Origin of the sequence: Treponema saccharophilum DSM 2985 (assembly GCF_000255555.1) — a bacterium.
Lineage (GTDB): Bacteria > Spirochaetota > Spirochaetia > Treponematales > Treponemataceae > Treponema_D > Treponema_D saccharophilum.
Genome location: NZ_AGRW01000049.1, coordinates 80,051 through 103,395 on the forward strand (window position 1 = coordinate 80,051; position 23,345 = coordinate 103,395).

The 23,345-nt window shown below is 54.0% G+C and carries 21 protein-coding genes and 3 tRNA genes; 8 read left to right on the plus strand and 16 right to left on the minus strand.

The features are described 5' to 3' along the window. Window position 1: 1 nt before the first annotated feature. Window positions 2-613, minus strand: a complete 612-nt coding sequence (locus TRESADRAFT_RS08665; protein ID WP_002704841.1) for a phosphoribosyltransferase — start codon at window positions 611-613, stop codon at window positions 2-4. Continuing rightward, window positions 610-1,071: a low molecular weight protein-tyrosine-phosphatase gene (locus TRESADRAFT_RS08670; RefSeq protein ID WP_002704843.1), complete on the minus strand. Its 462-nt coding sequence runs from the start codon at window positions 1,069-1,071 to the stop codon at window positions 610-612. The genes TRESADRAFT_RS08665 and TRESADRAFT_RS08670 overlap by 4 nt, the downstream gene beginning before the upstream one ends. A 171-nt stretch (window positions 1,072-1,242) precedes the next feature. Here TRESADRAFT_RS08670 and TRESADRAFT_RS08675 point away from each other — a divergent pair, with 171 nt between their 5' ends. The 3 genes from TRESADRAFT_RS08675 to TRESADRAFT_RS08685 all read left to right on the plus strand — a co-directional run bounded on the left by TRESADRAFT_RS08675 (window position 1,243) and on the right by TRESADRAFT_RS08685 (window position 2,159). Continuing rightward, window positions 1,243-1,893: a hypothetical protein gene (locus tag TRESADRAFT_RS08675; protein WP_002704845.1), complete on the plus strand. Its 651-nt coding sequence runs from the start codon at window positions 1,243-1,245 to the stop codon at window positions 1,891-1,893. A gap of 85 nt (window positions 1,894-1,978) precedes the next feature. Beyond that, window positions 1,979-2,052, plus strand: a tRNA-Asp gene (locus TRESADRAFT_RS08680). 34 nt (window positions 2,053-2,086) lie between these two features. Next, window positions 2,087-2,159: transfer RNA gene (locus TRESADRAFT_RS08685), tRNA-Pro, on the plus strand. 195 nt (window positions 2,160-2,354) lie between these two features. Here the strand turns inward: TRESADRAFT_RS08685 and fusA are convergent. From fusA to TRESADRAFT_RS08710, 5 genes are all read right to left on the minus strand, one after another. After that, a complete protein-coding gene (fusA, locus tag TRESADRAFT_RS08690) occupies window positions 2,355-4,415 on the minus strand; it encodes an elongation factor G (protein WP_002704847.1) in 2,061 nt (686 codons plus the stop codon). 72 nt (window positions 4,416-4,487) lie between these two features. After that, window positions 4,488-4,560 (minus strand) — tRNA-Lys (locus TRESADRAFT_RS08695). Between the two features lie 106 nt (window positions 4,561-4,666). After that, window positions 4,667-6,166, minus strand: a complete 1,500-nt coding sequence (locus tag TRESADRAFT_RS08700; RefSeq protein ID WP_002704849.1) for a Do family serine endopeptidase — start codon at window positions 6,164-6,166, stop codon at window positions 4,667-4,669. 190 nt (window positions 6,167-6,356) lie between these two features. Then, window positions 6,357-7,127 (minus strand): type I methionyl aminopeptidase, encoded by a 771-nt coding sequence (map, locus tag TRESADRAFT_RS08705; RefSeq protein ID WP_002704851.1) that lies wholly within the window; start codon window positions 7,125-7,127, stop codon window positions 6,357-6,359. A gap of 94 nt (window positions 7,128-7,221) precedes the next feature. Then, window positions 7,222-7,980, minus strand: a complete 759-nt coding sequence (locus TRESADRAFT_RS08710; RefSeq protein WP_040842757.1) for a J domain-containing protein — start codon at window positions 7,978-7,980, stop codon at window positions 7,222-7,224. Between the two features lie 224 nt (window positions 7,981-8,204). On the opposite strand from TRESADRAFT_RS08710, the gene TRESADRAFT_RS08715 reads away from it, so the two are divergent. The 4 genes from TRESADRAFT_RS08715 to TRESADRAFT_RS08730 are packed head-to-tail and all read left to right on the plus strand — an operon-like array spanning window position 8,205 to window position 11,981. Beyond that, the gene (locus TRESADRAFT_RS08715; RefSeq protein WP_002704855.1) at window positions 8,205-9,746 is read left to right on the plus strand and encodes a monomeric [FeFe] hydrogenase; all 1,542 of its coding nucleotides are present in this window, start codon (window positions 8,205-8,207) and stop codon (window positions 9,744-9,746) included. 5 nt (window positions 9,747-9,751) lie between these two features. Next, window positions 9,752-10,666: an ABC transporter substrate-binding protein gene (locus tag TRESADRAFT_RS08720; protein WP_002704857.1), complete on the plus strand. Its 915-nt coding sequence runs from the start codon at window positions 9,752-9,754 to the stop codon at window positions 10,664-10,666. Next, the gene (locus tag TRESADRAFT_RS08725; protein WP_002704859.1) at window positions 10,663-11,403 is read left to right on the plus strand and encodes an ABC transporter permease; all 741 of its coding nucleotides are present in this window, start codon (window positions 10,663-10,665) and stop codon (window positions 11,401-11,403) included. The genes TRESADRAFT_RS08720 and TRESADRAFT_RS08725 overlap by 4 nt, the downstream gene beginning before the upstream one ends. Next, window positions 11,379-11,981, plus strand: coding sequence for an ATP-binding cassette domain-containing protein (locus TRESADRAFT_RS08730; protein ID WP_002704861.1), 603 nt, complete (start codon window positions 11,379-11,381; stop codon window positions 11,979-11,981). The genes TRESADRAFT_RS08725 and TRESADRAFT_RS08730 overlap by 25 nt, the downstream gene beginning before the upstream one ends. On the opposite strand, the gene TRESADRAFT_RS08735 is transcribed toward TRESADRAFT_RS08730, so the two are convergent. The 6 genes from TRESADRAFT_RS08735 to TRESADRAFT_RS08760 all read right to left on the minus strand — a co-directional run bounded on the left by TRESADRAFT_RS08735 (window position 11,968) and on the right by TRESADRAFT_RS08760 (window position 18,166). Further along, complete coding sequence (locus tag TRESADRAFT_RS08735; RefSeq protein ID WP_002704862.1) at window positions 11,968-12,471, minus strand: universal stress protein; 504 nt, start codon at window positions 12,469-12,471, stop codon at window positions 11,968-11,970. The two genes, TRESADRAFT_RS08730 and TRESADRAFT_RS08735, sit on opposite strands and share 14 nt — an antisense overlap. A 27-nt stretch (window positions 12,472-12,498) precedes the next feature. After that, window positions 12,499-13,122, minus strand: coding sequence for a V-type ATP synthase subunit D (locus TRESADRAFT_RS08740; protein WP_002704865.1), 624 nt, complete (start codon window positions 13,120-13,122; stop codon window positions 12,499-12,501). A 221-nt stretch (window positions 13,123-13,343) separates the two neighbouring features. Beyond that, window positions 13,344-13,781, minus strand: coding sequence for a response regulator (locus tag TRESADRAFT_RS08745; protein WP_002704867.1), 438 nt, complete (start codon window positions 13,779-13,781; stop codon window positions 13,344-13,346). Window positions 13,782-13,795: 14 nt separating this feature from the next. Then, on the minus strand, window positions 13,796-14,281 hold the full coding sequence (locus tag TRESADRAFT_RS08750) for a chemotaxis protein CheX (RefSeq protein WP_002704868.1): 486 nt from the start codon (window positions 14,279-14,281) through the stop codon (window positions 13,796-13,798). Window positions 14,282-14,302: 21 nt separating this feature from the next. After that, window positions 14,303-15,760, minus strand: coding sequence for a CheR family methyltransferase (locus TRESADRAFT_RS08755; RefSeq protein WP_002704869.1), 1,458 nt, complete (start codon window positions 15,758-15,760; stop codon window positions 14,303-14,305). A 12-nt stretch (window positions 15,761-15,772) separates the two neighbouring features. Next, window positions 15,773-18,166, minus strand: coding sequence for a chemotaxis protein CheA (locus TRESADRAFT_RS08760; protein ID WP_040842730.1), 2,394 nt, complete (start codon window positions 18,164-18,166; stop codon window positions 15,773-15,775). Between the two features lie 132 nt (window positions 18,167-18,298). Between TRESADRAFT_RS08760 and TRESADRAFT_RS08765 the strand changes: the two genes are divergently transcribed. Continuing rightward, window positions 18,299-19,546: a hypothetical protein gene (locus TRESADRAFT_RS08765; RefSeq protein WP_002704874.1), complete on the plus strand. Its 1,248-nt coding sequence runs from the start codon at window positions 18,299-18,301 to the stop codon at window positions 19,544-19,546. 60 nt (window positions 19,547-19,606) lie between these two features. On the opposite strand, the gene TRESADRAFT_RS08770 is transcribed toward TRESADRAFT_RS08765, so the two are convergent. From TRESADRAFT_RS08770 to TRESADRAFT_RS15195, 3 genes are all read right to left on the minus strand, one after another. Next, a complete protein-coding gene (locus tag TRESADRAFT_RS08770) occupies window positions 19,607-20,836 on the minus strand; it encodes an LL-diaminopimelate aminotransferase (protein WP_002704875.1) in 1,230 nt (409 codons plus the stop codon). A gap of 156 nt (window positions 20,837-20,992) precedes the next feature. Then, a complete protein-coding gene (gene proC, locus TRESADRAFT_RS08775; RefSeq protein WP_002704877.1) occupies window positions 20,993-21,793 on the minus strand; it encodes a pyrroline-5-carboxylate reductase in 801 nt (266 codons plus the stop codon). A gap of 202 nt (window positions 21,794-21,995) precedes the next feature. Beyond that, window positions 21,996-23,345 (minus strand): sensor histidine kinase, encoded by a 1,350-nt coding sequence (locus TRESADRAFT_RS15195; RefSeq protein WP_002704878.1) that lies wholly within the window; start codon window positions 23,343-23,345, stop codon window positions 21,996-21,998.

Below are 23,345 nucleotides of genomic sequence, written 5' to 3' on the forward strand. Positions count from 1 at the left end.
TCTACTCCCCGCCGCCCAAAAGGCGTCCGAGAATCGGGCGCAGCGCCTCATCCTGCTTGAAGTAGTTCTCCTCAAGCTCCTCCTGCGACAAACCGACAAGCTCGTGGCTCATATAGTGAATCCACCTGTCTTCCTCCGGCTTCGCGATGTCGAACTTGCGGCACCAATAATCCGGCTTTATCGGAAGTGTCGGCCTGTCGAGGAAATTTTTGAAATCGTGGACGACGACCTTGATGTCCTTTCTCGGGACGCCGTAGCTCATCAGAACCTCGACGAGATAGTTGAGCGTACGCCCCGTATCGTAAATATCATCGACGAGGAGGATTTTGTCGCCCGCGCGCAGATGCTCCGGCGAATACGTCCACCCGTCAATCCTGATGGCGCTGCTCTGATGCACGTCAGTGTAGCTTCTAGCGACGACTGCGGCATAGAGAACCGGCTTCTCGGTCTTCCTCGCAATCTTGAAATACTCGCTTATGACGTTTGCCATGTACGCCCCGCCCCTGAGCGACGTGTAGATGACATCCGGGACGAAACCGTCCTCCCTGTAGATTTTCTCGGCAAGCTTGATTGCGTTGTTCCTCACAACATCGTAAGACAGAAATTCTTTCATTTTGACTCCTCTGAAATTGTTCCAAAAAGCCCCGTGCACCCGCGCATCACATCGTCGAACGTCTCGTCGAAATTCCCCGTATACCACGGGTCGGCGACATCGCGCGCCTCTCCGCAGTATTCGAGCAGCTTGTGGATTTTCCCCTCCGGGTCAGAACCGAAAATCCGTGCAAGGTGGCGGACGTTCTCGTCGTCCATGCACACAATAAAATCGAACGAGCCGTATTCGTCCGCCGTGACGAGCCGCGCGACATGCTCCGTGAACGGAATGCCGTTGCGGACAAGCGCGCTCCTCGTCCCGCGATGTATCGGGCAGCCGATTGCATCATACGTCGTGGCGGCAGAATCGACGAAGAAATCAGCGCCCTTCCCGCGGCTGGCAGCGATGTGCTTGAAAACCATCTCCGCCATCGGCGAACGGCAGATGTTTCCATGGCAGATGAACAATATCCTTTTCATTCAGTCGATTATACAGAATCACGCGGAATAAAAAAACGGAAAGAGCAAAATAAAACGAAAAAACAATCGTCCGCCGCCAAGAATGCAACTTATTACGGTATTAAAACCGCTTGTCTGCGTTTTTTCTTAAAATGCCGTGCAATCATCAAAAATACGGTATAGAATAAGGGAATGGATAATGCAAATAACATAAGCCTCTCCCAAGACGAAGTAGACAGGCTGCTCGGACGGCCGGCAGTTCCGACGCAGAAAAAAGAAGCTCCGGCATTCAAAAGGGAAACCATAGCGACGGACGCCGAGATTGCGAAATTCGGCACGCTCATGGACGATTTTTCGGCGATACTCAAAAAGCACCTCAAGGATGTTTTCTCGGAGCAGGGAATACGGAAGCTGACGCCGTCAGCCACGGAGCAGATAAGCCGCGCGGAATTCATGACGACGATATCGGACAACGATTTTCTGTTCCTCGTCGAGATAGAGAAACATGAAATCCTCATCAAATTCGACTCGTTCCTGTTCTGCTCCCTCGCGGGCATCTCCTTCAACATAAACCACAAGACGAACATGTTCCAGAACGAAGTCATAAGAACGGTCATAACCCCGATGGTCATCGACGCGATGCTCAAAGCCGCGCACAGGCACGAGCCGAAGAACCTCGTAAAGACGACACCGCTTTTCGACCTCCCGGAGCTCGAGGGGCTGAAGACGGAGACGCCAGGAATAAGCGCGTCGTTCACATGGAACGAAGGGTTCAAGTCTCTCGGAATCGAAAAGTTCTTCTTCCAGAAGGATTTTCTGGACTTCCTCCTGTCGCAGCGGTAAATTCTTTTTTTGAAAAAAAATCGTGAAAAATTAAAAAAGCTGTTGACATAAAAAGAAAGTACTGCTATTATCTCAAACATCAATTGCGGTGTTAGCGAAGTTGGTTATCGCGCTGGCCTGTCACGCCGGAGATCGCGGGTTCGAGCCCCGCACATCGCGAAAAGCCCCTCGGCTTTTTGAGGGGTTTTTCTTTCGGGTAGTAGCGCAGCTGGTAGCGCACTACGTTCGGGACGTAGGGGTCGCTGGTTCGAATCCAGTCTACCCGACAATCCACTGGACTGAATAGTTCAGTGGATTTTTTTTGCGCGCATCGGGTTTTAGTGCACGCCTTCAAAAGGAAACTTCAAAAATCATCCCGGGCAAAAAAAATCCCCGGAATGAAAACTCCGGGGAAAATCAGAATACAAAACGCTGAACTGAAATGCCTAAGACAGACCCCGGCATTTCAGAACCTCAAAAAATCAGAACGCCCTATCAAGGCCGCCCGCCTTCACCTGGAAATGGCTGAATTCCATGCTGAAGCTCGCCCTTCCCTGCGTGACGGAACGCAGCGTCGTGGAGAACCCGAACATCTTCGCCATCGGTGCCGTGCAGTGGACAATCTCGCACGATGCTTTCGAATCCTGCCCTTGAATCATCCCGCCCCGCTGTGTTATCTGGCTTATCGCATCGCCGACAAATTCGAGCGGGCACGAAATATCGACGTTCATGACCGGCTCGAGAAGCTCGGGAGAAGCCTTGCGCGCCGCCTCGTCGAACGCCTGAGCCGCGCACGCCGTGAACGCCATCGGGGAAGCCGTAAGCTCGTTCCAGTCGAGGGAAGTAACCTCCACGCCGACATCGGCGCACGGATACCCGTACTGGATTCCCGAACCGAACGAATTCTCCACGCCGGCCTTTACGGCATCGTATATCTCCTCGGGAATATTCTTGTCGTGGACGGAGCATGAGTACGTGTTTCCCGCGCCGCGCTCGTTCTGGAATATCCTGAGCGTGACGCCCGCTGAATTCTCCTTTCCGGCGAGAACTTTGTCCCATGTCTCGGAATGAGAAACCTCGGACGTGACGCTCTCGCGGTACGTGACCTGCGGCGCGCCGACATTCGCCTTGACGCCGAAATCATCCTTCATGCGCGTAACAAGGACGTCAAGATGGAGCTCGCCCATGCCGCTGATGATAAGCTGCCCGGTTTCCGCGTCCTCATGGCTCGTGAAAGTCGGGTCCTCGCGGCTCATTATCGCAAGCGTCTCGACAAGCTTGTCCTTGTCGGAAAGCGTCTCCGGCTCAATCGCGACAGAAATCACCGGCTCCGGGAATCGGACGCTCTCCAGCAGAACCGGGAAGCCCTCGCTTCCGAGCGTGTCGCCGGTCTGGGCAAGCTTCAGCCCCACGAAAACGGCGATGTCGCCAGCAGATACGCTCTCCATCTGCTCCATGTGGTTCGCGTTGACGCGGAGGATTCTGTTTATGCGCTCGCGCTTTTTCTTCCCGACGTTGAGCACCTGAGAACCTGCCGTGAATTTTCCGGAATAGACGCGGACGAAGCACAGCGCGCCCATTTCCCTGTCCTGCTGAATCTTGAAGACCAGGCCGAGCGGCATCTTCTTCTCGTCGCACGGAATCTCGACCTCCTCCTCCTTGTCCTTCTTCGAGTGGATTCCCTTCGCGGCGGGAACGTCGAGCGGAGAAGGAAGATACGATATGACGGCGTCGATAAGCGGCTGGATTCCCTGGTTGCGCCGCGCGGAACCAAGGACGAACGGCACGAACGCGCGGGAGATTGTCCCCTTGCGGATTGCGGCGACGAGCATCTCGTTCGTGATTTCGCCGCCCTCGAGGTAGATTTCCGCAAGCTCGTCATCTGAGCCGGCGACATCCTCGACAAGCTTGGCACGCCACTTCTCGGCCTCGGCAAGGTTTGCCCCGGAAATGTCGGTCTCGGTGAATTTCTCCCCCTCGCTTTCCTCGTCCCATCTGATTTCCTTCATTTTGATGAGGTCGATTACGCCCTCGAAATCAGGCCCCTGCCCTATCGGAATCTGAAGCGCGACCGTATCGCAGCCGAATTTTTCCTTTATGTCGCCAAGGCAGTAGAAGAAATCGGCTCCGACCCTGTCCATTTTGTTGACGAAGCATATCCTCGGAACGTTGAATTCGTCGGCCTGCTTCCAGACCGTCTCCGTCTGCGGCTGGACGCCATCGACGGCGCAGATGACCGCGACGGCACCGTCAAGCACCCTGAGCGAGCGCTCGACCTCGGCAGTGAAATCAACGTGCCCCGGAGTGTCGATTATGTTGATGGTATGACCATCCCACTGCGTCGTTATGGCGGCGGACGCGATTGTGATGCCGCGCTCCTGCTCCTGCTTCATGAAATCCATCGTCGCAGCACCGTCGTCTATTTCGCCGATTTTATGAATTTTTCCAGTATAATAGAGGATTCGCTCCGTCGTTGTAGTCTTTCCCGCGTCGATGTGCGCCATGATTCCGATATTGCGCATCTTCTTCAAATCAACCGCCATTTTTCGCCCTCCGAAAATCCCGAATGTCAAAAAAAAAGGAATCTTGGCGATATTCACCAAGATTCCCAACTCTGAGCTACGATGGACTCGAACCATCGACAGCCGCCTTAAAAGGGCGGTGCTCTACCACCTGAGCTAGTAGCCCATCCATTCATTGCTGAATGTTTTTACAATATATCCAAACGGAAGATTTTGGTCAAGCGGATTTTCTTTTTTTTTCGGAAAAAACATGAAAATCCGCGACGTTCCCGTCAGTTGAACTTGTACCGTCCCGTGGAAATAGTATGCCCGCCGTTGTATACGTCGAACCATATCTCCTTGTTCTTCGATATGTCGAGCGCCTCGTAGAATTCCTTGAGGTTCGTGACCTTCTTGTCGTTCACCGCCGTTATGACGTCCCCGTTCTGAATCCTGAGCGCGGCCGCCGGCGACTTCTCGAGGACACGGGAAACCGCGACGCCCTTGACATTCGAATCATCAATCTGAAGCTCCTTCCTGAGCTCGTCGGTCAGCGGAGACGCGAAGAATCCCGGCCAGAGCTTCGCGTTGTCGCTGCCCGAATCATTCGAGCGCTCCTCAATCTTCACGCTGACGGAAACCTCCTTTCCGCCGCGAATAACCTTGAACGACGCCTTCTCGCCGGAAGGAAGGTAGCCGACCTCGCGCTGCAGCTCCGAGACGCCCTTTATGGCCTTCCCGTTCAGCTCGATTATGTAGTCGCCGGCCTGGATTCCGCCCTTGAACGCGGGAGAGCCGATAAAAACCTGCGACGCGAGCGCCCCGCTCTTCCCCTTAAGACCGAGGCTGTCCTTGTAGTTGTCGGTCACATCGAGGAGCGAGACGCCGAGCCAACCGTACGTTATCTTCCCCTTGTCGATGAAATCGTCTATCGCGCGCTTGACGGAATTTATCGGGATGGAGAACCCGAGCCCGACGCTTCCGCCGGAATTCGACGCAATCCACGTGTTGATGCCGATAACCTCGCCGTATATATTCACGAGCGGGCCGCCGGAATTTCCCTGGTTGATTGCGGCATCCGTCTGGATGAAATCGTTGAGGTTCCCAATCTGCGTGCCGCTCCTTCCTATCGCGCTGACGATTCCCTGCGTCACCGACTGCCTGTATCCGAGCGGGGCGCCCATCGCAAGGCAGATGTCCCCCGTCTGAACCTCGTCCGAATTGCCGAGCGAGGCAACGACGATGTTCGAATCCGACTTGACCTCGAACGAGACGAGCGCTATGTCCTGCCTCTCGTCCGCGCCGACGAGCTTCCCGTCAAATTCCTGGCCGTCGTTCAGCTTGACCTTTATCGAATCCGCCTTTCCGGCAACGTGGTTGTTGGTGAGAACGTAGACGGTGTTGCCCGAGCGCCTGACGATTACGCCGGAGCCGAGCCCCGACTGCACGCGCTCGCGCGTTCTGTCCTTGTCGTTTTGATTCGGGATTCCGAAGAAGAAGAACGGGAAATCATCGAACGGGGACGCCGCCGAGACGACCGTCTTCTCCGTGACGTCGATTTCCACGACGGACGGAAGGACGCCCGAGCTTATCGCCCTGAACGACGACTGGAGCGCCTCAAGGACACCGAGATCGCTCCTTGAGATTTCGACAGCGGAATTCTTAGGAGATTCCGCGAAAACGGTATCCGCCGAACCGTGAACCTCGACCCTGTGGCATGAAAGCGAGAAAAAAGAAAATGCCAACGCTCCGACAGCGGTGGCACCAAGCACGCTTTTTGTGATTTTTCTCATGGAAAACCTCCGAATATATCTTTGATTTTAATTTAATGAAAAAAGCAGCGCCCGGCAAACGCGACCGCCACGCTGCTTACAAAGAGGTAAACGCGAGAAAAACGGCAATGTTACTATAAAATGTTGTTAGCGCCGCGCAAAAAAAACGCGCCCCGAATTTTCCGGGACGCGCCATAGTCAAAAAAGGAAATCAGGCCCAGTCGGGAAGCCCATCGCACGCAGTCAGGACTTCCGTATGGTCGGCGAAAACGGCGACAGTATGCTCCTCATGGCACGACCACTTTCCGTCGCGCGTAAGGACGGTCCAGCCGTCTTTTGCTGTCTCGACGTCGGCAGTACCGAGGTTAATCATCGGCTCGATGGCGAGAACCATTCCGGGCTGGATGCGCGGATTCGCGCCGCTCTGCGGGCAGTTGGGGATGCTCGGGTCCTCGTGGACGTCAAGCCCCACGCCGTGTCCGCAATAATCGTATACGACGCCGTATCCGTATTTCCCGTACGCGACATCGTTCACCGCGATGGAAATATCGCGGATTCTGTTCCCCGCGACGCAGGCCTGGATTCCCGCGGCGAGGCTCTCGCGCGTCGCCTGGACAAGGCGCCGTATCTCGGGCTTCACGTTTCCGACCATAACGGTGTGCGTCGAATCGGAGATGTAGCCGTTGAGGTCGATTCCTATGTCGAGGGAAACGATATCGCCGTCCTGAATGATGCGCTTCTTGGACGGAATGCCGTGTATGACCTCGTTGTTCACCGAGATGCACGCGACCCCGGGAAAATCCTCCCTCGCCCATGCAGGCTTCCCGCCGATGTCCTTGCAGAACTTGCGGCACAGATTGTCTATTTCGAGGGTCGAGATTCCCGGCTTCACCTTGGGAACGACAAACCTGAACAAATCGGCGAGCGCATGGCACGACTTCCTGATTCCGTCGATTTCCTTCTCATTCTTCAATCGAATCATCTTTCAAATCTCCAACAAAAAATCTTTCGGCAGAATAATAAAACTTTCGTGCGACAATTGAAAGTTCGCCGGCGCTAATTGATAATCTTCGCGCTCATCCGGCAAGGCGGGCCGCCTCCTCCTCGCAGATTCTCGCGGTTCCAACGTCGCCCATCCGCCGGTACGCGCCGCCCATCTTCCTGAGGAAGAACGCGTCGTCATCGTTCCCGAACCCCAGCTCAAGCGCGCGCTCCCACGAGTCGATGGCAAGCTCGTCGGAAATTTTCCCGTCGAGATGGCTTTTCAGCACGAGCCGCGCCAAATCCATGACCTCGGGGAAGAAATGGCGGAAATACGAGAAGCTGCGCTCCATCAGTATTATCTGCTCAAGAAGATTGAACGCGTCGTAGTATTCCTGCCTTATGACAAGCTCCTCGCAGAGTATGAACCCGTAATCCATGAAATCCTCGCGGGAGAACCAGTGCGAGAGCCTGAACGACAGGTGCTCCGTGCACATACGCTTGAATTCCGCCACAGCATCGTCCTCGCGGGAATGCATCAGGTCGAAGAATATCAGCTTGGCACGGCTCTCCTCGTCGTGCCGAGCGAGAAGCCACGTCCGATAATCCCACGAGTCCGTGCGCCGCCTGTACGGGTCCCCGCCAGCGCGCATGAAAAACGACTCGTCGAAAAGCGAGCGGGAGCGAACGTCGGACAGAAGCTCGTAAGCCTTGACGACCTCGTTGAAAGCCGCGGACGTGTCGCTTCCGGACGAATCGGGATGAAGCTCCTTCGCCTTCCGCCTGTACGCGCGCTTTATCTCGGCAGCAGTCGCGTTTTTCTGAATTCCGAGCACCTTGTATGGATCTGTCATCTCCAGCCCCTTGTCTTTTTTGTATGGCGGAAGCGAACTGCCCCGCCCCGCGCAACCCCGGATTCCCGCGCGCGGTTTCCAAATGATAAATTTTTGGCGGATTTTCCACAATCGGATTATAAGAAAGATATCATCATGCTTCCCGCACATGCGCGGCACGCGTTCTTCCGCCCGTTCTGTGCTATACTTTTCTTCGAGCTGATTTTACAGAACAGGAGGCAACCATGTTAAACCAGAACAACAACTCGGCGCATCTAAAAAAGAACATTCTCGTCGAGATTATGAAACTTCAGCTTTCAGGAAAGCTGCTCGACGAGGCGACTATCGACGAAATCGAAAAAATCCCGGAAACGATAATTCCCGACGGAAGCATACCGGTCAGGGGCAGCATAGAAGAGGACAGGAAAATCGCGCGGATAAGGACGGTCGCGAGGCTCGGGCATTCCGTGGAAGATTACGACGAGTCGAAGAAGCTTGCCGACTACGTAAGGGAGGCATACGCGCGGGAATCCCCGACATGGCCGATGCTCACGATGATTCAGAGCGCGTGCAACGCCTGCGTAAAGCCGAAATACTTCCCCACAGACGCGTGCCAGGCGTGCCTCGCCCGCCCCTGCCAGGAAAACTGCCCGAAGAAGGCGATAACGGTCACGGACAGGGCGAGAATCGACCCGGCTAAGTGCATCAACTGCGGAATCTGCGCGCAGAACTGCCCGTACCACGCGATAATAAAGACAGTCGTCCCGTGCGAGGAAGCGTGCCCCGTCGGCGCGATAACGAAAGGCGCTGACGGCCGCGAGTCAATCGACTACGAGAAGTGCATATTCTGCGGAAAATGCATGTCGAACTGTCCGTTCGGCGCGATGATGGACAAATCGCAGCTGTTCGACGTCGTCAAGCACATAATGGCAGGAAAAGAAGTCGTCGCAATGTACGCGCCCGCGATAGGCGCCCAGTTCAGGACGAAACCGGGACAGCTTGAGGAGGCGCTCAGGCTCGCGGGATTCACGAAAACATGGGAAGTCGCAATCGGGGCCGACATAACGGCGGACAAGGAGGCGGCAGAATTCGAGGAGCGGATGGCGCACGGAGACAAGATGATGACGACAAGTTGCTGTCCGGCTTACGTCCGCGCCGTAAACATCCACGTCCCCGAACTGTCCGGATGCATAAGCGACACGAAATCGCCGATGATGTACACTGCCGAGCTTGCGAAGCAGGCGAACCCCGACTGCATAACGGTCTTCATCGGCCCCTGCCTCGCAAAAAGGCGGGAAGGCTTCGACACGGACATCGTCGATTACGTCCTTTCCGTCGAGGAGATAAACGCTCTCTTCACCGCGAAAGGAATCGACATCGCGAAGGTAGAGTCGAAGCCGGACTCCGTTCCGACATCATACGTCCCCACGGTCTCCGGCAGGAATTTCGCCAAGACGGGCGGAGTCGCGGAAAGCGTGCGCGTCAGGCTCAGCGACAAGTCGATTCTGCGTCCCTCAGTCATAAACGGGCTCGACAAGGCGGGGATGAAGCAGCTGACGACTTACGGACAGATAAACGCCGGTACAATTCCATCGACGCCGGAAACGCCCAACCTGATAGAAGTCATGGCGTGCGAGGGCGGATGCATAGCAGGGCCGCTCGTCATCGCGAACCCAAAGCTCGGGAACGGGCTCCTGACGTTGTACGCGAACGCGGGAAGCAAGCCCGACGAGAACGGCAGGCCAATAAAATGCGACATCAACAACGTCATAAACGAAAAGAGGTGAAAGAAATGAGAAAAATCATCGCAATCGCCGCGGCACTCTCGCTTGCGGCTTCTGCATCGGCGCAGAAAATCGGGGTTCTCAACGGACCGTCGGGAATCCCGTGCGCGCCGCTCATGGAAAAAGCGTCGGAGGGAACGGTTCCCTTCGAATTCGAGGTTTTCGCGTCAGCGCAGACGGAGCTTCCGAAACTGCTGAAAGGCGAAATCGACGTAGGGTTCCTTCCGCCGAACGTCGCGGCAAAAGTGTACAACACGAGCAAGAACTCGCTCGTCTGCCTCGGAATCACCGGAAACGGGAACATATTCCTCATGACGAAGGACGAATCGGTTTCTTCATTCCGGGACTTGGACGGGAAGACGATTTCATGCGCGGGACAAGGCGCGACGCCAGAATACGTCGCGAAATTCCTCATGAAAAAGAATTCCGTCTCCGCGAACCTCGATTTCACGACGCCGAACCCCGAGATAGCGGGCGTCCTCATCGCGGGCAAATTCGACTACGCGCTTGTCCCCGAGCCGTTCGCGACGGTCATCGAAACGAAGGACGGCTCGTTCAGGCGCGCGATAAACATTTCCGACGAATTCAAGTCGGCGGTCAAATCCGATTTTCCGATGACGCTTCTCGTCGCGAACGCCTCATACGCCAAAAAGCACAAGAAAGAAATCGCGAAAGTAATCGAGGAATTCCGGAACGCGCTGCAGTGGAGCAACGGCAACGCCTCGGAAGCCGGCGCGCTCGTCGAGAAGCATTCTCTCGGGCTGAAGGCCGCTGTCGCCGCGAAGGCGATACCGAACGCCGCGCTCACATGGAAGACGGCGAAGGACGGGCGGGCGGACATAGAGAAAATTCTTTCGGTTTTTCTGGAAAACGCCCCTGAATCAGTCGGCGGGAAACTCCCCGACAAGAAATTCTACTATTGAAGATAAAAGAAAGCGCGCCGCACCTGCTTTCCGTCGCCGCGGCACTCATTTTGTGGCAGATTGCGGCGGCGGCAATCTGCTCCCCGCTAATACTTCCGGAGCCGACCGCCGTATTCCGCTGCCTCATCACGATGTGCGGAGAGCCGGCATTCTGGCGTGATGAGGCATACACGTTCGTCCGCGTCGCGAAAGCGTTCTCGATAACGGCCGCGGCAGGAACGGCGCTCGGAATCGCATCGGGACTCTCGCGCCCCGTGAGGAAATTCCTCGAATTCCCCGTCTCCCTCCTGCGCTCGACGCCTGTCGTCTCGCTCATACTCATAATCGTTTTCATGGCGGAATCTTCGTCCGTACCCGTCGCGGTCGCAGCGCTGATGTCCGTTCCCGTCATGTTCTCCGCAATCTCAAGCGGGTTCACGGAATCGGAAGAAGACAGGAAAATGATGCAGATGGCGCGCGTTTTCAGGCTCACGCGGTGGCAGCGGATGAAATTCATCTGGATTCCTAAGCTGCGCCCGTTCGCGTCGGCGGGGCTTGTCGCATCGTTCGGAATGTCGTGGAAAGTCGTCGTCGCGGGGGAAGTCCTGAGCCTGCCGAAACATGCTGTAGGGACACGCCTGTCATCGGCGCAAGTCCACCTCGAATCGCAGGAAGTCATGGCGATTTCGCTGCTCATCATCGCAATCAGCTTCGCAATGGAGAAAATTCTGAAATGGAGCTTGTCGGAAAAAAAATAGCAGTATCGCACCTGACCGTAAAATTCGGCGGAACCGTACTGTTCGACGATTTCTCGGTCGAATTCGAGGCGGGAACGACGACGGGAATACTCGCGCCGAGCGGAAGCGGGAAGACGACATTGCTGAACGAAATCGCCGAGAGGGAGATTGCCGCAGGAAGGAAAGTCTCATTCATCTTTCAGGAGCCGCGGCTTATCGACGGAATTTCAATTCTCGAAAACGTCGCGCTTCCTCTGAAGAACGAGATGAAGAGCGGCGACGCCTACGACAAAGCCGGAAAAATCCTCGACAAGATGGGTCTTGGAAACAAAAAAAACGAGCGCCCAACAAAAATGTCAGGCGGAGAAAAACAGCGCGTATCCATCGCGCGCGCGCTTGCGTTCCCCTCGGAAACGATTCTCATGGACGAGGCATTCCAATCGCTGGACAAGGAAACGAAAAAACGCGTCATGGACTTCGCAAAGGAAACGATTGAACGCGAACGGAGGACCGCAATTCTCGTGACGCATGACGAGGCAGAGGCGCAGGAGCTGTGCGGAAAGATTCTAACGCTCGGCAATCACGTCACAAAAGCTTGAACAGCTTCTCGACATCGGCATCCTTGACGACGAGCACGTTGCATTTCGAGCTTCCGATTATTTCGCTGTTCGCGGCGGAAACCTTGTCCCTTCGGAGGACGCTGCTCATCGAATTCGCCCCGTTCGTCTTTCCGCCAAGGACTATCAAATCCGCATCAAACTCTTCCGCTGATTTTATCAACTCGGACCAAACGGCGCCTTCCTTCAGCTCGACAGAAATCTTCACGCTCTTCTCGTCGGCAAGCCGCTTCAGATACGAAAGATACCGCTCGCCATCCGACTTCAGGTTCGCCCTGTATCTCGAAACTTCCTCGGTAATGAAAAATTTTGACAGCTCAAGCTGCCGAAGCGTATCCGTATCGACAACATAAACGGCCTTAAGCTCGCACTTGAACATTTTTGCCATCATTATTCCGTACATCGCCGCCCGAAGCGACTGCTCGGAACCGTTGACGGCAACAACAATTTTTTGAAAAAGAGGCTTTATCATCTTTTCCTCCTGAAAACCACGGCAAAATCAAGCGTCACGTTTTCTGTTCTTCAGGGATTTCAGAACGAACACATTTTCCCTGTCGCGTTCCTCAAGGACGCTCTCGATATATACCTTCGTCTCCTCCGTTTGGGGAATTATCATCTTGTCCAGCGCGTTCACCCTCCGCTGAGTCTTCTTGACCTCGTTCGCAAGCCGCCACACGATTGTCCGTATCGAGGCGAGTTCCGTCAGGAGATTCAGAAGCTTGAAGAATTCGACCATAACCTTGTCCGAATCCGCAAACGTCCCCATGAACGAATAAAAAAGCTGCTGCTTCGGTATTTCAACATCAATGGAATTGAACGTCATGCCGCCAGCCTGAACCGACTTTTCCTTCATGTTGTAATCGTATTTCACCGAATGGGCTATCCGTTCAACCCTGTCGCTTCCCACGGTAACGAGCATATTCTTCAACGCGGGATACGCTTTTCCTATCGTATTGTCGATGTCCCGTTCCAACAACTTCACCTTCTCGACCATGCGCATCAGTTCCATGACGAGAATTTCCCGTTTCTGCTCAAGAAGGTCGTATCCGTCAACAGCGACGCTGAGCTGCTCCTTTATCGAAAGAAGATTTGATTTCGTCGGAGCTATATTCAATTTAGCCATGCGTAGATTATAAATCAAAAACGATTATTTGTAGAGTAAAAAAACAACTCCCCCTTGAAGCCGTAGGACATCAAAGGGGAGTCTTTTTCCATGATTAAAGGCGTTTTTTAGGCCATGAAGATTTACAGTGACATGCCGACAGGCTCAGACGATTTTCCGCCATCGGCACTACAATCTGCGAAACCAACCCGTTTTACGGATACAGCCTTGTCAAAACAGCATCAGCTCTTGACCGCAGCACCGATTCTCTCAAGAACCTTCTTGCGGTCGAGCGGTTTTACGATGTAATTCTTCGCGCCGAGCATCAGAGACTTCTTTACAAGCTCCTCTTTTCCGAGAGCGCTGACCATAACGACGCGGGCATTCTTGTCGAATGCCATTATCTGCTCAAGGGCTTGGATTCCATCCATGCGAGGCATAGTGATGTCCATCGTGACCAAATCAACGTTCGGGCACAAATCCTTGTACTTATCGACACCATCTTTCCCATCCACAGCCGTAGCGACAACTTCATAACCTTCGCTTGTAAGAATCTGTCCAAGCTGCTTCGCAACGAACATGGAATCATCAACAACCAATACACGGATTTTTGTTCCGTCAGCATTTATACCTTCCGGCGGACGCTCATTGATTGAAGGGAAATCCTGTTTTGTTTTCATTTCGGCACTCCTTATTACACGCGTTCGCGAATTGCGACGTTTACTTCAATTTTTCCACAATCAGTGATAAGAGGAACAATCAACGCCTCGACGCTGTTAGCATTGTTTCCGCCCATCGCAGCGATTTCCATTTTCTCACCAGCAAACAAAGCCGGCGGAGTCAAATCAAACTTAAACCCAAGCTCGTGCAATTTCGTCACAGCCTGAGCGGTGATGAGATTCGCAAGCTCGCTGATTGTAGCCTTTGCCAAGTCGTCGAACTTATCAAGCTTCTCACCATTCATCTGTGATGCGATGTTCAACGCAGTTTCGAACGTCATATCGAAAAGAACGCGTCCTTCAACATCGCCAGCCAATCCGACGAAAGCAGCAACACCCATAACAGGCATCGCTGTAGATTTTAAATACAAGTCACCACGGGTGACCGTCGCCCCTCCAAGAACTTCCTTCAAAATCTGATATGAAGTCTCTACAAACGGGTTGATGTACTCTACTCTCATGGGTTTTAACTCCTTTGTATGTTATTTACCAAAAACAGTTACAGAACCAACTGTACGAACATTCCATTTTGAACCTTCCATATTGTCCAAAACCTCGTTCTGCCCGACAAACGCGACTCCATTTCCTTTGAGCTTATCCGCAAAGTCTGCGGCAATTCTCTTCTGCGCATCGGCAGAAAGGAATGATAGAACATCGCGGGCAAAAACGATATCCACAGGCGGAAGAGCATTCGTATTTGCGCAGTCATGGTACTCAAACAAGATGCTGTCGCGAATATCCTGAGCGAACGTATATTCGCCGTTGGCTTTTTTCGTGACATACGGAGAATACCAATCCCCAGCGACATCTGCCGGAACAGACAGAAGCGGAGCGTTGGATATGCTGAGCAAATCCACCTCATGCGCATATATTTTTATCTTCGCATCTGGATATCTCTTTTTCAAAAGGCACGCGAACGAATACGTTTCATATCCTTTTCCGCACCCAGGGTTCCAAACGACAATCTGCTTGGCAGAATTATCCGGAAGCGCTTTGTAGATGGAATCGGCGTACTCCTTGCTCCACCATGTTCCTGAACAAGGAGAGAAGAACGTCTTCAAGAACGCATCAGCATCGGAAGCAGTCTGGAGCTGGGTCTTGTCCTTCCCCCTCTCATTCTCCCAATCAGTATAACGTCCCTGCATCCATTTTTCGTTAAGCCCCGTGACGATGAATTTTTTCATCGAAGAAAGACCATTGACTATAAACGAATAATCAATCTTCTCCCTCTTGACTTCCTTCTCCACCGGTTTCGGCTCCGACTTGGGCTGGGCGCTTTCCGCTTTAGACTCCGCGACTTTCTGCGCCGCCGATTTCTGTGTCGTCTGGACGGCAATCTTCGATACGCCGTTCGCAACCTGAGCTGCGGCAGCCTCAGCCTCTGCCGAAACGTCCTGCTTCGCGCCGAAAATCCTCTCGATGTCAAGAAGAACGTACAGCCTGTTGTTTACCTCGACGACGCCCTGTATGTACTTGATGTTTATGTCACCGAACAAGGGATGCGGCGGATTAATCGTCGACTTCTTTATTCCGACAACCTTATCGATATCATCAACTACGACGCCGAACGTCTGGTCGCCGATAACGACGATAAGCATATTCTCTATCGCATCGTACTCGCGCTCGGGCACCTCTATGTTGAAGAACAGGCGCAAGTCCACGATAGGAATAATGTCACCGCGGAGGTTATAGACACCAAGAACGAACGGAAGCGCGTTGGGAACATATGTGAATCTTCCCGCCTTTGCGATTTCCTTTACTTTCATGATGTCTATCGCATAATCCTTTCCCGCAAGCGAAAAGGTGACCATCTTGTAGTCAATTATAGTCGCTATGTTGTCAGCCAGCTCACCGGCCGCATCAGGTCCCGCAAGGCTTTGGAGATTTCCAAGACTTTCCTTCAGAACCGCATTGATTGAAGGTTTGGTATTTTCTGCCATACTATTCTCCTGTTAATCAGCCAAACTGTTTTCCTGACGAGCCTCGATTTCCTGACGGACGCCGAGCTCCAGCAATTGCGTAACATCGATAATCAGGGAAACAGAACCGTCGCCAAGTATCGAAGCACCTGCAATACCAGGAGACTGCGTAAACTGATCGCGCAACGGCTTGATGACGACATCTTCCTCGCCAATCAGGTTATCAACCATTATGCCGATTTTCTTTTCCTGAGAGCCGACGATTACGACGAAGCAATATTCGCCCTCTTCTTTCGTCCGGATATTGAACAACCTGCTGAGCCGCAACACGCTGACAACCTCATTCCTGACGTTGAGAACCTCATAGTTGTCAATCGTATTTATCTCAGACTTCTTCACGCGGACGCTCTCGATTACGGACGCGATAGGAATAGAATACACTTCCCTGCCGACGCGCACCAAAAGCCCCTGAATGATTGCCAATGTCAACGGAAGGCGGATGCTGAATTTCGAGCCCTTTCCCTTTTCCGTCGTTACGTTAACGGTACCATTGAGCTTGTCAATCATGGTCTTGACGACATCGAGACCGACGCCGCGCCCAGACACATTCGTAATCTTATCAGCCGTCGAGAATCCCGGCATGAAGATGAGTTGCGCCGCCTCCTGGTCATTGAGCACCTTGTTCGGGTGAATCAAGCCTTTGGAAACAGCCTTCGCCTTTACCTTCTCTACATCGATTCCGCCACCATCATCGATGACGTCGATGATAATCATGTTGCCCTCATTGGCAGCCTTGAGAAGGACAGTACCCGTCTCGTCCTTTCCGGCAGCACGGCGCTTCTCAGGAGATTCTATTCCGTGATCAACGGAATTTCTGACGCAGTGCATAATCGGATCCATCAAATCATCGATGACAGTCTTGTCGAGTTCTGTCTCCTCACCTTCAATCTGCAAGGTGACTTTCTTTCCCAAATCACGCTGCAAATCGCGGACGACGCGCGGGAAACGGTCGAAAATCTGGCTGATAGGAACCATTCGGATTTTCATGACGCCTTCCTGAAGCTCTCCCGCTATGCGGCCGAGGTTCTGGGTCGACGAATGGAACTTCGAATTCAAATCCTTGAATTTCGTCTCGAAGGAATCGAAATAATTCGCGATGTCGCCGAACTCGTTGAGGATATTCGTCTTTATATCCTTGACCGCCACACCGTTCTGGATTTCATCGAGGTACTGCGGAAGCTGCTCGAACATCTTCCTGACTTTTTCCTTGAACGATGCGTCCAAGGTCTGGAAATTCACGAGCATGTCAGCCAAATGGGTTGCGCTCTGGTTGAACGCGGCTTTTGTTATGACCGTTTCCGATATAAGGTTCAGAAGATAATCGATTCTCTTCGAATCGACGCGGAGGATTGAACTCTGCTGCGCGTGGCCGCTCGCGGGCGCACCTTTTGCGGGAGCCTTCGCAGGAGCCTTCTGCTCTCCGCCTGCCGCCGGTGCAGCTGGCTTCTCTTCCGCTTTCTGCTCGACGGCAGGTTTCTGCGCGGCAGGCGCAGGCGCCGGCTTGGGAGCAGGAGTTTCGGCAGCGTAATTTCTGTCGCCGACGACCTCCTTTGACACCGCATTGTCGAGGCATTTCGCGTCGACGCTTATCGTAACGTCATCCATGAACGCGGTGTCTTCAATCTGGTTTGCATCGTTCGACGAAGCGATGTAATAGACGACTTCCCGGTGGAATTCATCCTCATACAGCTCCTCGAAATCAGGCTCCGTCTTCAGAATTGTGCCGCGGTTTTTGAGCGCCGCATAAATCTGGATTCCTCCGACGGAATTCATCGGGTTGTTCTCGTCGAATACGACATTGACTGCCCAAAGCTTCTGACCGTCGGTGCATCCCTGCTTCAATTCTGCAAGCTCGTATTCCGAAAGGGCGACGACAATCTCCCCGCTTGAGGCAGAAGAAGGCGCGCTCTGCTGAGCCGGAGCGGCAGCAGGCTTCGACGGTGCCGGCGCCGCCTTCGATTTTCCGGAACCGTCCGGAATCATCGAGCGGATTTTGTTCGATATCTCATCGACGCTCTCACCGTAGATACTTCCGTTAGTCCGTGATTCGAGCATCGCCTTGATAACGTCAAGTGCCGTAAGGAGTGTATCCACGACATCTTCAGTCACCTTGACGCGGTCAGAACGAACCTCATCGAGAAGATCTTCCATCGTGTGAGCAAAATGAGAAATTTCAGTAAATTCAACAGTAGCTGAGTTTCCCTTGAGAGTATGAGCCGCGCGGAAAATTTCGTCGATGGCATCATGGTTATTAGGATCCTGCTCGATTGCAAGGATGTTGCTCTCGAGGTTGTCAACCATCTGTTCCGATTCAGAAAAGTAGTCTTTTAGTAACTCTTCGTTTGTTGCATCAAGATAATCACTCATACAGAACATTTTAACAGTTACTTTTTCAAAGTCAAGCGGAAAAGCCATATTTTCGGGAAGCGGGCTCAGCACAAGATGTCGATAATTGTTATAATCATTAACTTTTTTCTCACAAAAACAGGAGCTTTTGAAATGGAAGTCAAAAAGAACAAAGTCATTGCAGCGATAACGCTGGCGCTCTCCGCCATTTCATTCCCCGCATACGCGGATTTCTCGTTCGACTGCGAGACAGGGCTTGCGGGAACGTTCTGCAAAAGCCAGAATTCGGGAAAAATCGCGCTGACGATGAACGGATTCGTGTCGGGGCAGGTCAACATGACGGACAAGCTTTTCGCGCGGGCGGAAATCGCGGTCAAAACGGACGACATACTCGACGGAGGAATTTTCGAGGACACCGCGTCGGGCATGAGCATGAACAAGCTCTCGCTGAACTACTCGTTCCATGCGGCGGGAATGACACACGTCCTGTCGGCCTTCTCGGGATACGAGGATTCTGTCGGGACGGACACGTATCTGAGGAGAATGCTCGGGACAAACGGCGTCGCCTCCCCGATAACGGAAAGCCACCTGGGAAGCGACGGAATCGCAATCTACCCGCTCAAGGGAAGCGGCATATCGTACAACGCACGGTTCAGTTCCGTTCCGGCGGCCGCGGGCGCGTACATTTACAAGAACGACGAGACGTCGGACGAGACATCCCAGACGAACGTTGATTTCAGGTTCGCGACGGCGCTGAAGTACCTGACGATGGACTTCGCGTTCGGCATGGGAATCCCGATAACGCGGGAGCTTTCGACGGGCGAGAAAGTGTTCCTCCTCATAGACAGGGTGAACGTCCATTCCGGAATCACGCTCATCATCGGGAACAGGAATTCCACGTCGCTTTTCGTGCAGGGCGGATTCTACAACAGGGAAGTCGAGGCGCTGTCCGATTTGGCGGACACAGAGATGAAGGACGTGTTCCTCCTCGTCGAGCCGAGATTCAAATTCAACGGGAGCGGAATCCACTTCACGTTCTTCAACATCCCCGGAACGACGCTCGGAAAGATAGTCGAGTCGTCGGACGGAACGCCGATTTTCGCATACACGCCGCTGACTTACATGGAAATGAGCGACACGCTCGGCGGGAACATCACGTTCATATCGAGGGAGACGGGAGCCGCGGGAATCCGCTTCGGGATGCACACGATGCTCACCCTCGAAGGACGGCACCTCGGCGACCTCGGCGACAAAAGCGAGCTTTCCGACTGCATTGCCATCAAGATGATGCCGTTCGTGTCGTTCCCCGTGATGGGCGGGACGATGACGACGACGGCAAGGATAAAAGCCACGAAATTCAGCGAGAGCGGAATCACCGTGGGATTCAAGAAGTCGATTTGACAAAAAAAACGCGCGCCAAAACCGGAAAACGGCTGGCGCGCATTTTTTTTTCAGGAAGAGCTAGAGCACGAGCTTCGAGAGCCGCGCGCAGGCTTCCTCAACATCCTTTCTGTGCCCGAACGAGCTGAAGCGGATGAAGCTTTCGCCCGAAGGCCCGAACCCGGAACCCGGCGTCGTCACGACGTTGCATTTGTCGAGGATGAGGTCGAAAACCTCCCAGGACTTCCGCCCGGGGAATTTTGCCCAGACATACGGACCGTTGCCCGTAAAGTACGCCTCGACTCCCGCCGCCTTGAAATTCGAGCCGTCGAGCGTTTCCTTGATGAGTTTTCCGTTCGCAAGATAGTAATCGACAGAATCCTTCATGTCCTTGAGCCCCTGCTCGTCGAGGGCGGCAAGGCCGCCTGCCTGGGCGATGTTCGAGGCGCCGTTGAAAAGCGTCGTCATGACGCGGTTCCAGTCGCGGTTGACCGACGAGCCGTCGGCGAATTTCAGCTCGTTGGGAACGACAGACCATCCGAGGCGCACGCCGGTAAATCCCGCAGGCTTCGAGAACGAATTGACTTCGATTGCGCAGGTGCGGGCGCCCTCGATTTCAAAAATCGACTTCGGAAGGCTCTCGTCCCTGATGAAAGCGAAATATGCGGCATCATAGATTATGATGCACCCGTTCGCGTTCGCAAAATCCACGAGGGTTTTCAGCTGGCCGCGCGTAGCAGTCGCGCCTGTCGGATTGTTCGGCGAGCATATGTAGAGGAGCGTGTTCTTTCCGACTTTTGAGAGGTCGGGGAAGAAATTGTTTTCCGGCGTGCAGGGAAGATACGTGATTCCCTCGTAGCCCGAACCGTCAGATTTGGCGGCTCCGGCGGCTCCGACAACGACGGAACCATCGACATAGACCGGATAAGCCGGATCCTGAACGGCGACCGAAACGTCGCGCCCGAAAAGCGTCTGGATGCGCGCGATGTCGCATTTCGCGCCGTCGGAGACGAAAATCTCGCTCGCGTCGGCGATGCCATTGTAGAACACCTCGGCGATGCGCTCCCGGAGGGCAGTGTTGCCCTGCTCGTCACCGTAGCCGGAATACCCCTCGGGAGTCGCAAGCCCGAGCGCATAGTCGCTCATCGCCTTCGCGATATGCGGCGAAAGAGGCTCCGTCGTGTTTCCTATTCCGAGGCTTATGATGGAAGCGGCGGGATGAGCCGCAGCATACTCCCTGCGTCTGCGGGCGACCTCAGGAAAGAGATAGCCAGCCGTCAAATTGGAAAATCCTGTGTTTCTTGCAATCATGCGGGAAATACTACCAAAAACGGATTTTTTGTGGAACAAGGAGAAACACGGCGCGCGCTTAATGAGAAAAACGAACGGAAAGCGGCGGAAAAGGCGCGCCCACCCCGCCGCTCCAAAAGCAACCTGCTATTTACCGAATATCCGTCGCGGAAAGCGTCATTTCTGCCCCAGCTCCACCGACTTCTCGAACGCAGCGGTCGCAGCGTTGATGACAGCCGCGCGGAACCCGGACTCCTCAAGCGCGATGACTCCCTCAATCGTCGTCCCGGCAGGAGAGCAGACGGCATCCTTAAGCTCGCTGACGCTCCTGCCGTCGTTCAGGAAAAGCTCCGCGGCGCCCTTGAGCGTCTGCGCGGCATACACGTACGCCTGCTTTCTCGGCATCCCGAACCTGACGGCGGCATCGGCAAGCGCCTCGATAAAAAGAAAAGCATACGCGGGGCCGGAACCGGAAACAGCCGTAACGCCGTCCATAAGCCTCTCGGGAATCTCGTCGACGCGCCCGCTTTCAGAAAGAAGTGTCTTCACGAGGGAAAGGTCATCGGAGGATACGCCCTCCGTGCTGCACAGCGCGACCATTCCCTCGCCGACCGTAGCGGGAATGTTCGGCATAATCCGGACGGCGCGAAGCTCGCCTATTGTCTTGAGAGTCACCCCCGCCGCCATGCTGACATACACGGCATCTTTCCTGACGAACGGGCGTATTTCGGAAAGGACGTCCCGTATGTACGCAGGCTTCACCGCAAGGAACACGAAATCCGCACCGGAAACCGCGTCGGCGTTCGTCTTCGCGGCGCGCACGCCCGTTTTCTCCGCGAACGAAGAAGCCTCGCCATAAGAAGCGGCCGAGACAGTTATCCTGTCCGCGCCGACGACTTTCGCCATTGCCCTCACGAGCGCACCGCCCATAACACCGCACCCGACGCACGCAACCCTGATGTCTTTGATGTCTTTCATTTTTTTCCTACCCTGTTTTTTTATGCCGCGCGGCACGCAAAGCACCGAACGGCACAAGAATAATGAACGACAATAAAAGATGAATCAAGTTGTGGGCAACGGGGCAGAGCGGTTTCCGAAAAAAAACGCAGCCCCAGAAAAACGTTCTTATATATAGAAGATTCCTGCATGAAAACGCGCGGGGATTTCCCCCGGCGGGAAATTATTTGCCGAAGAAGGATTTCTTCCTTCCTTTTTTCATCGGAAGCGTAAGCGTAAATTCTGCCCACTCGCCGAATTTGCTGTCGACGGTCAGCGTTCCTTTATGGACGGCGGCGATTGTCCGCGCGATTGCAAGTCCCAGACCGTACCCGCCCGTTTTCCGCGCGCGCGAAGAATCGGAACGGTAGAAACGCCTGAAAATCTTGTCCAAATCCTCGCTCTTTATGCCGTGTCCCGTATTGAAGACGCGAAGGATTATCTTGTCCTTCTCCGCGACGGCAGAAATCCTGACGGTCGAGCCCTCCTCCGAATTCTTCACGGCGTTGTCGACGAGGATGACGACGACCTGCTTTATCTGCTGCTCGTCCCCGACGAACCGCAACCCCTCGCGGATTCCAAGCTCAAGACGCTTCTTCTCCTCGAAAACGGTGCTTTCGAACGGCAGGACGGAATTCCTCACCGCATCGGTGAAATCGAATTCGGCGAAATTAATCTTGTTGCGCCCAGCATCGTCCTTGGCGAGATAAAGGAGGTTCTTCACGAGATGGCTCATGCGCTCGTTCTCTTCCCGAATGTACGAAAGCCAGCGGTTTCCCGGCATGTCGGGCGCGAGCACGTCGAGGTTCGCGCCGATGACGGCAATCGGAGTCTTGAGCTCATGGCCGGCATCAGCTATGAACGCCTTCTGCTTCTCGAACGCGACGCGGGTCGGCCGAATGACGAAGCCGGAAAGGAAGAACGCGAACACCGTCGCCACGACCATGCTCGCGACAAACACCACGACGGAAAAACGGACGAGATAATACAGCATCATTATCTCGACGCGCCTGTTCATCGCGCTTATTATCCTCGAACCGTCATCGTTCACCTTCATATAGAAAAGGATTCCGTCGAACGTCCCCTCGACGGTTTTTCCGGGATAGCACCCGCCGCCGCGCGCCCGGCATTCGGCAAGCACCTTCCCGACGAACTTCGAGATGTCGCTCGGCATCAAATCGAACGAATAATTCTTGATAACATCCCCTATCACACCGTCCGGCGTGATTTTCACGGAGAAGAAATTCCGCATCTCGTCCTTGTCCACTGAAATCTGAAGCGGGAAAAACGAATCGTCGCTTCCGATCGCGAGCCACGGCTTTTTGGAGACGAAATTCCCCTTGTGAACGCGCCCGTCGGGAAGCGGAGGAATCCCGCCATTCTCCGCGATGGTCTCAAGATAATGCCGCGACCGGACTATCTCGTGGCGGGCAAGGCAATAATCGACTGTCAGAAGAATTCCCGCCACAAGTATCATCTGCACGAGAACAATGACGGCGATAATCTGAATGCGGAGCTTTTTAATTACGCTCAT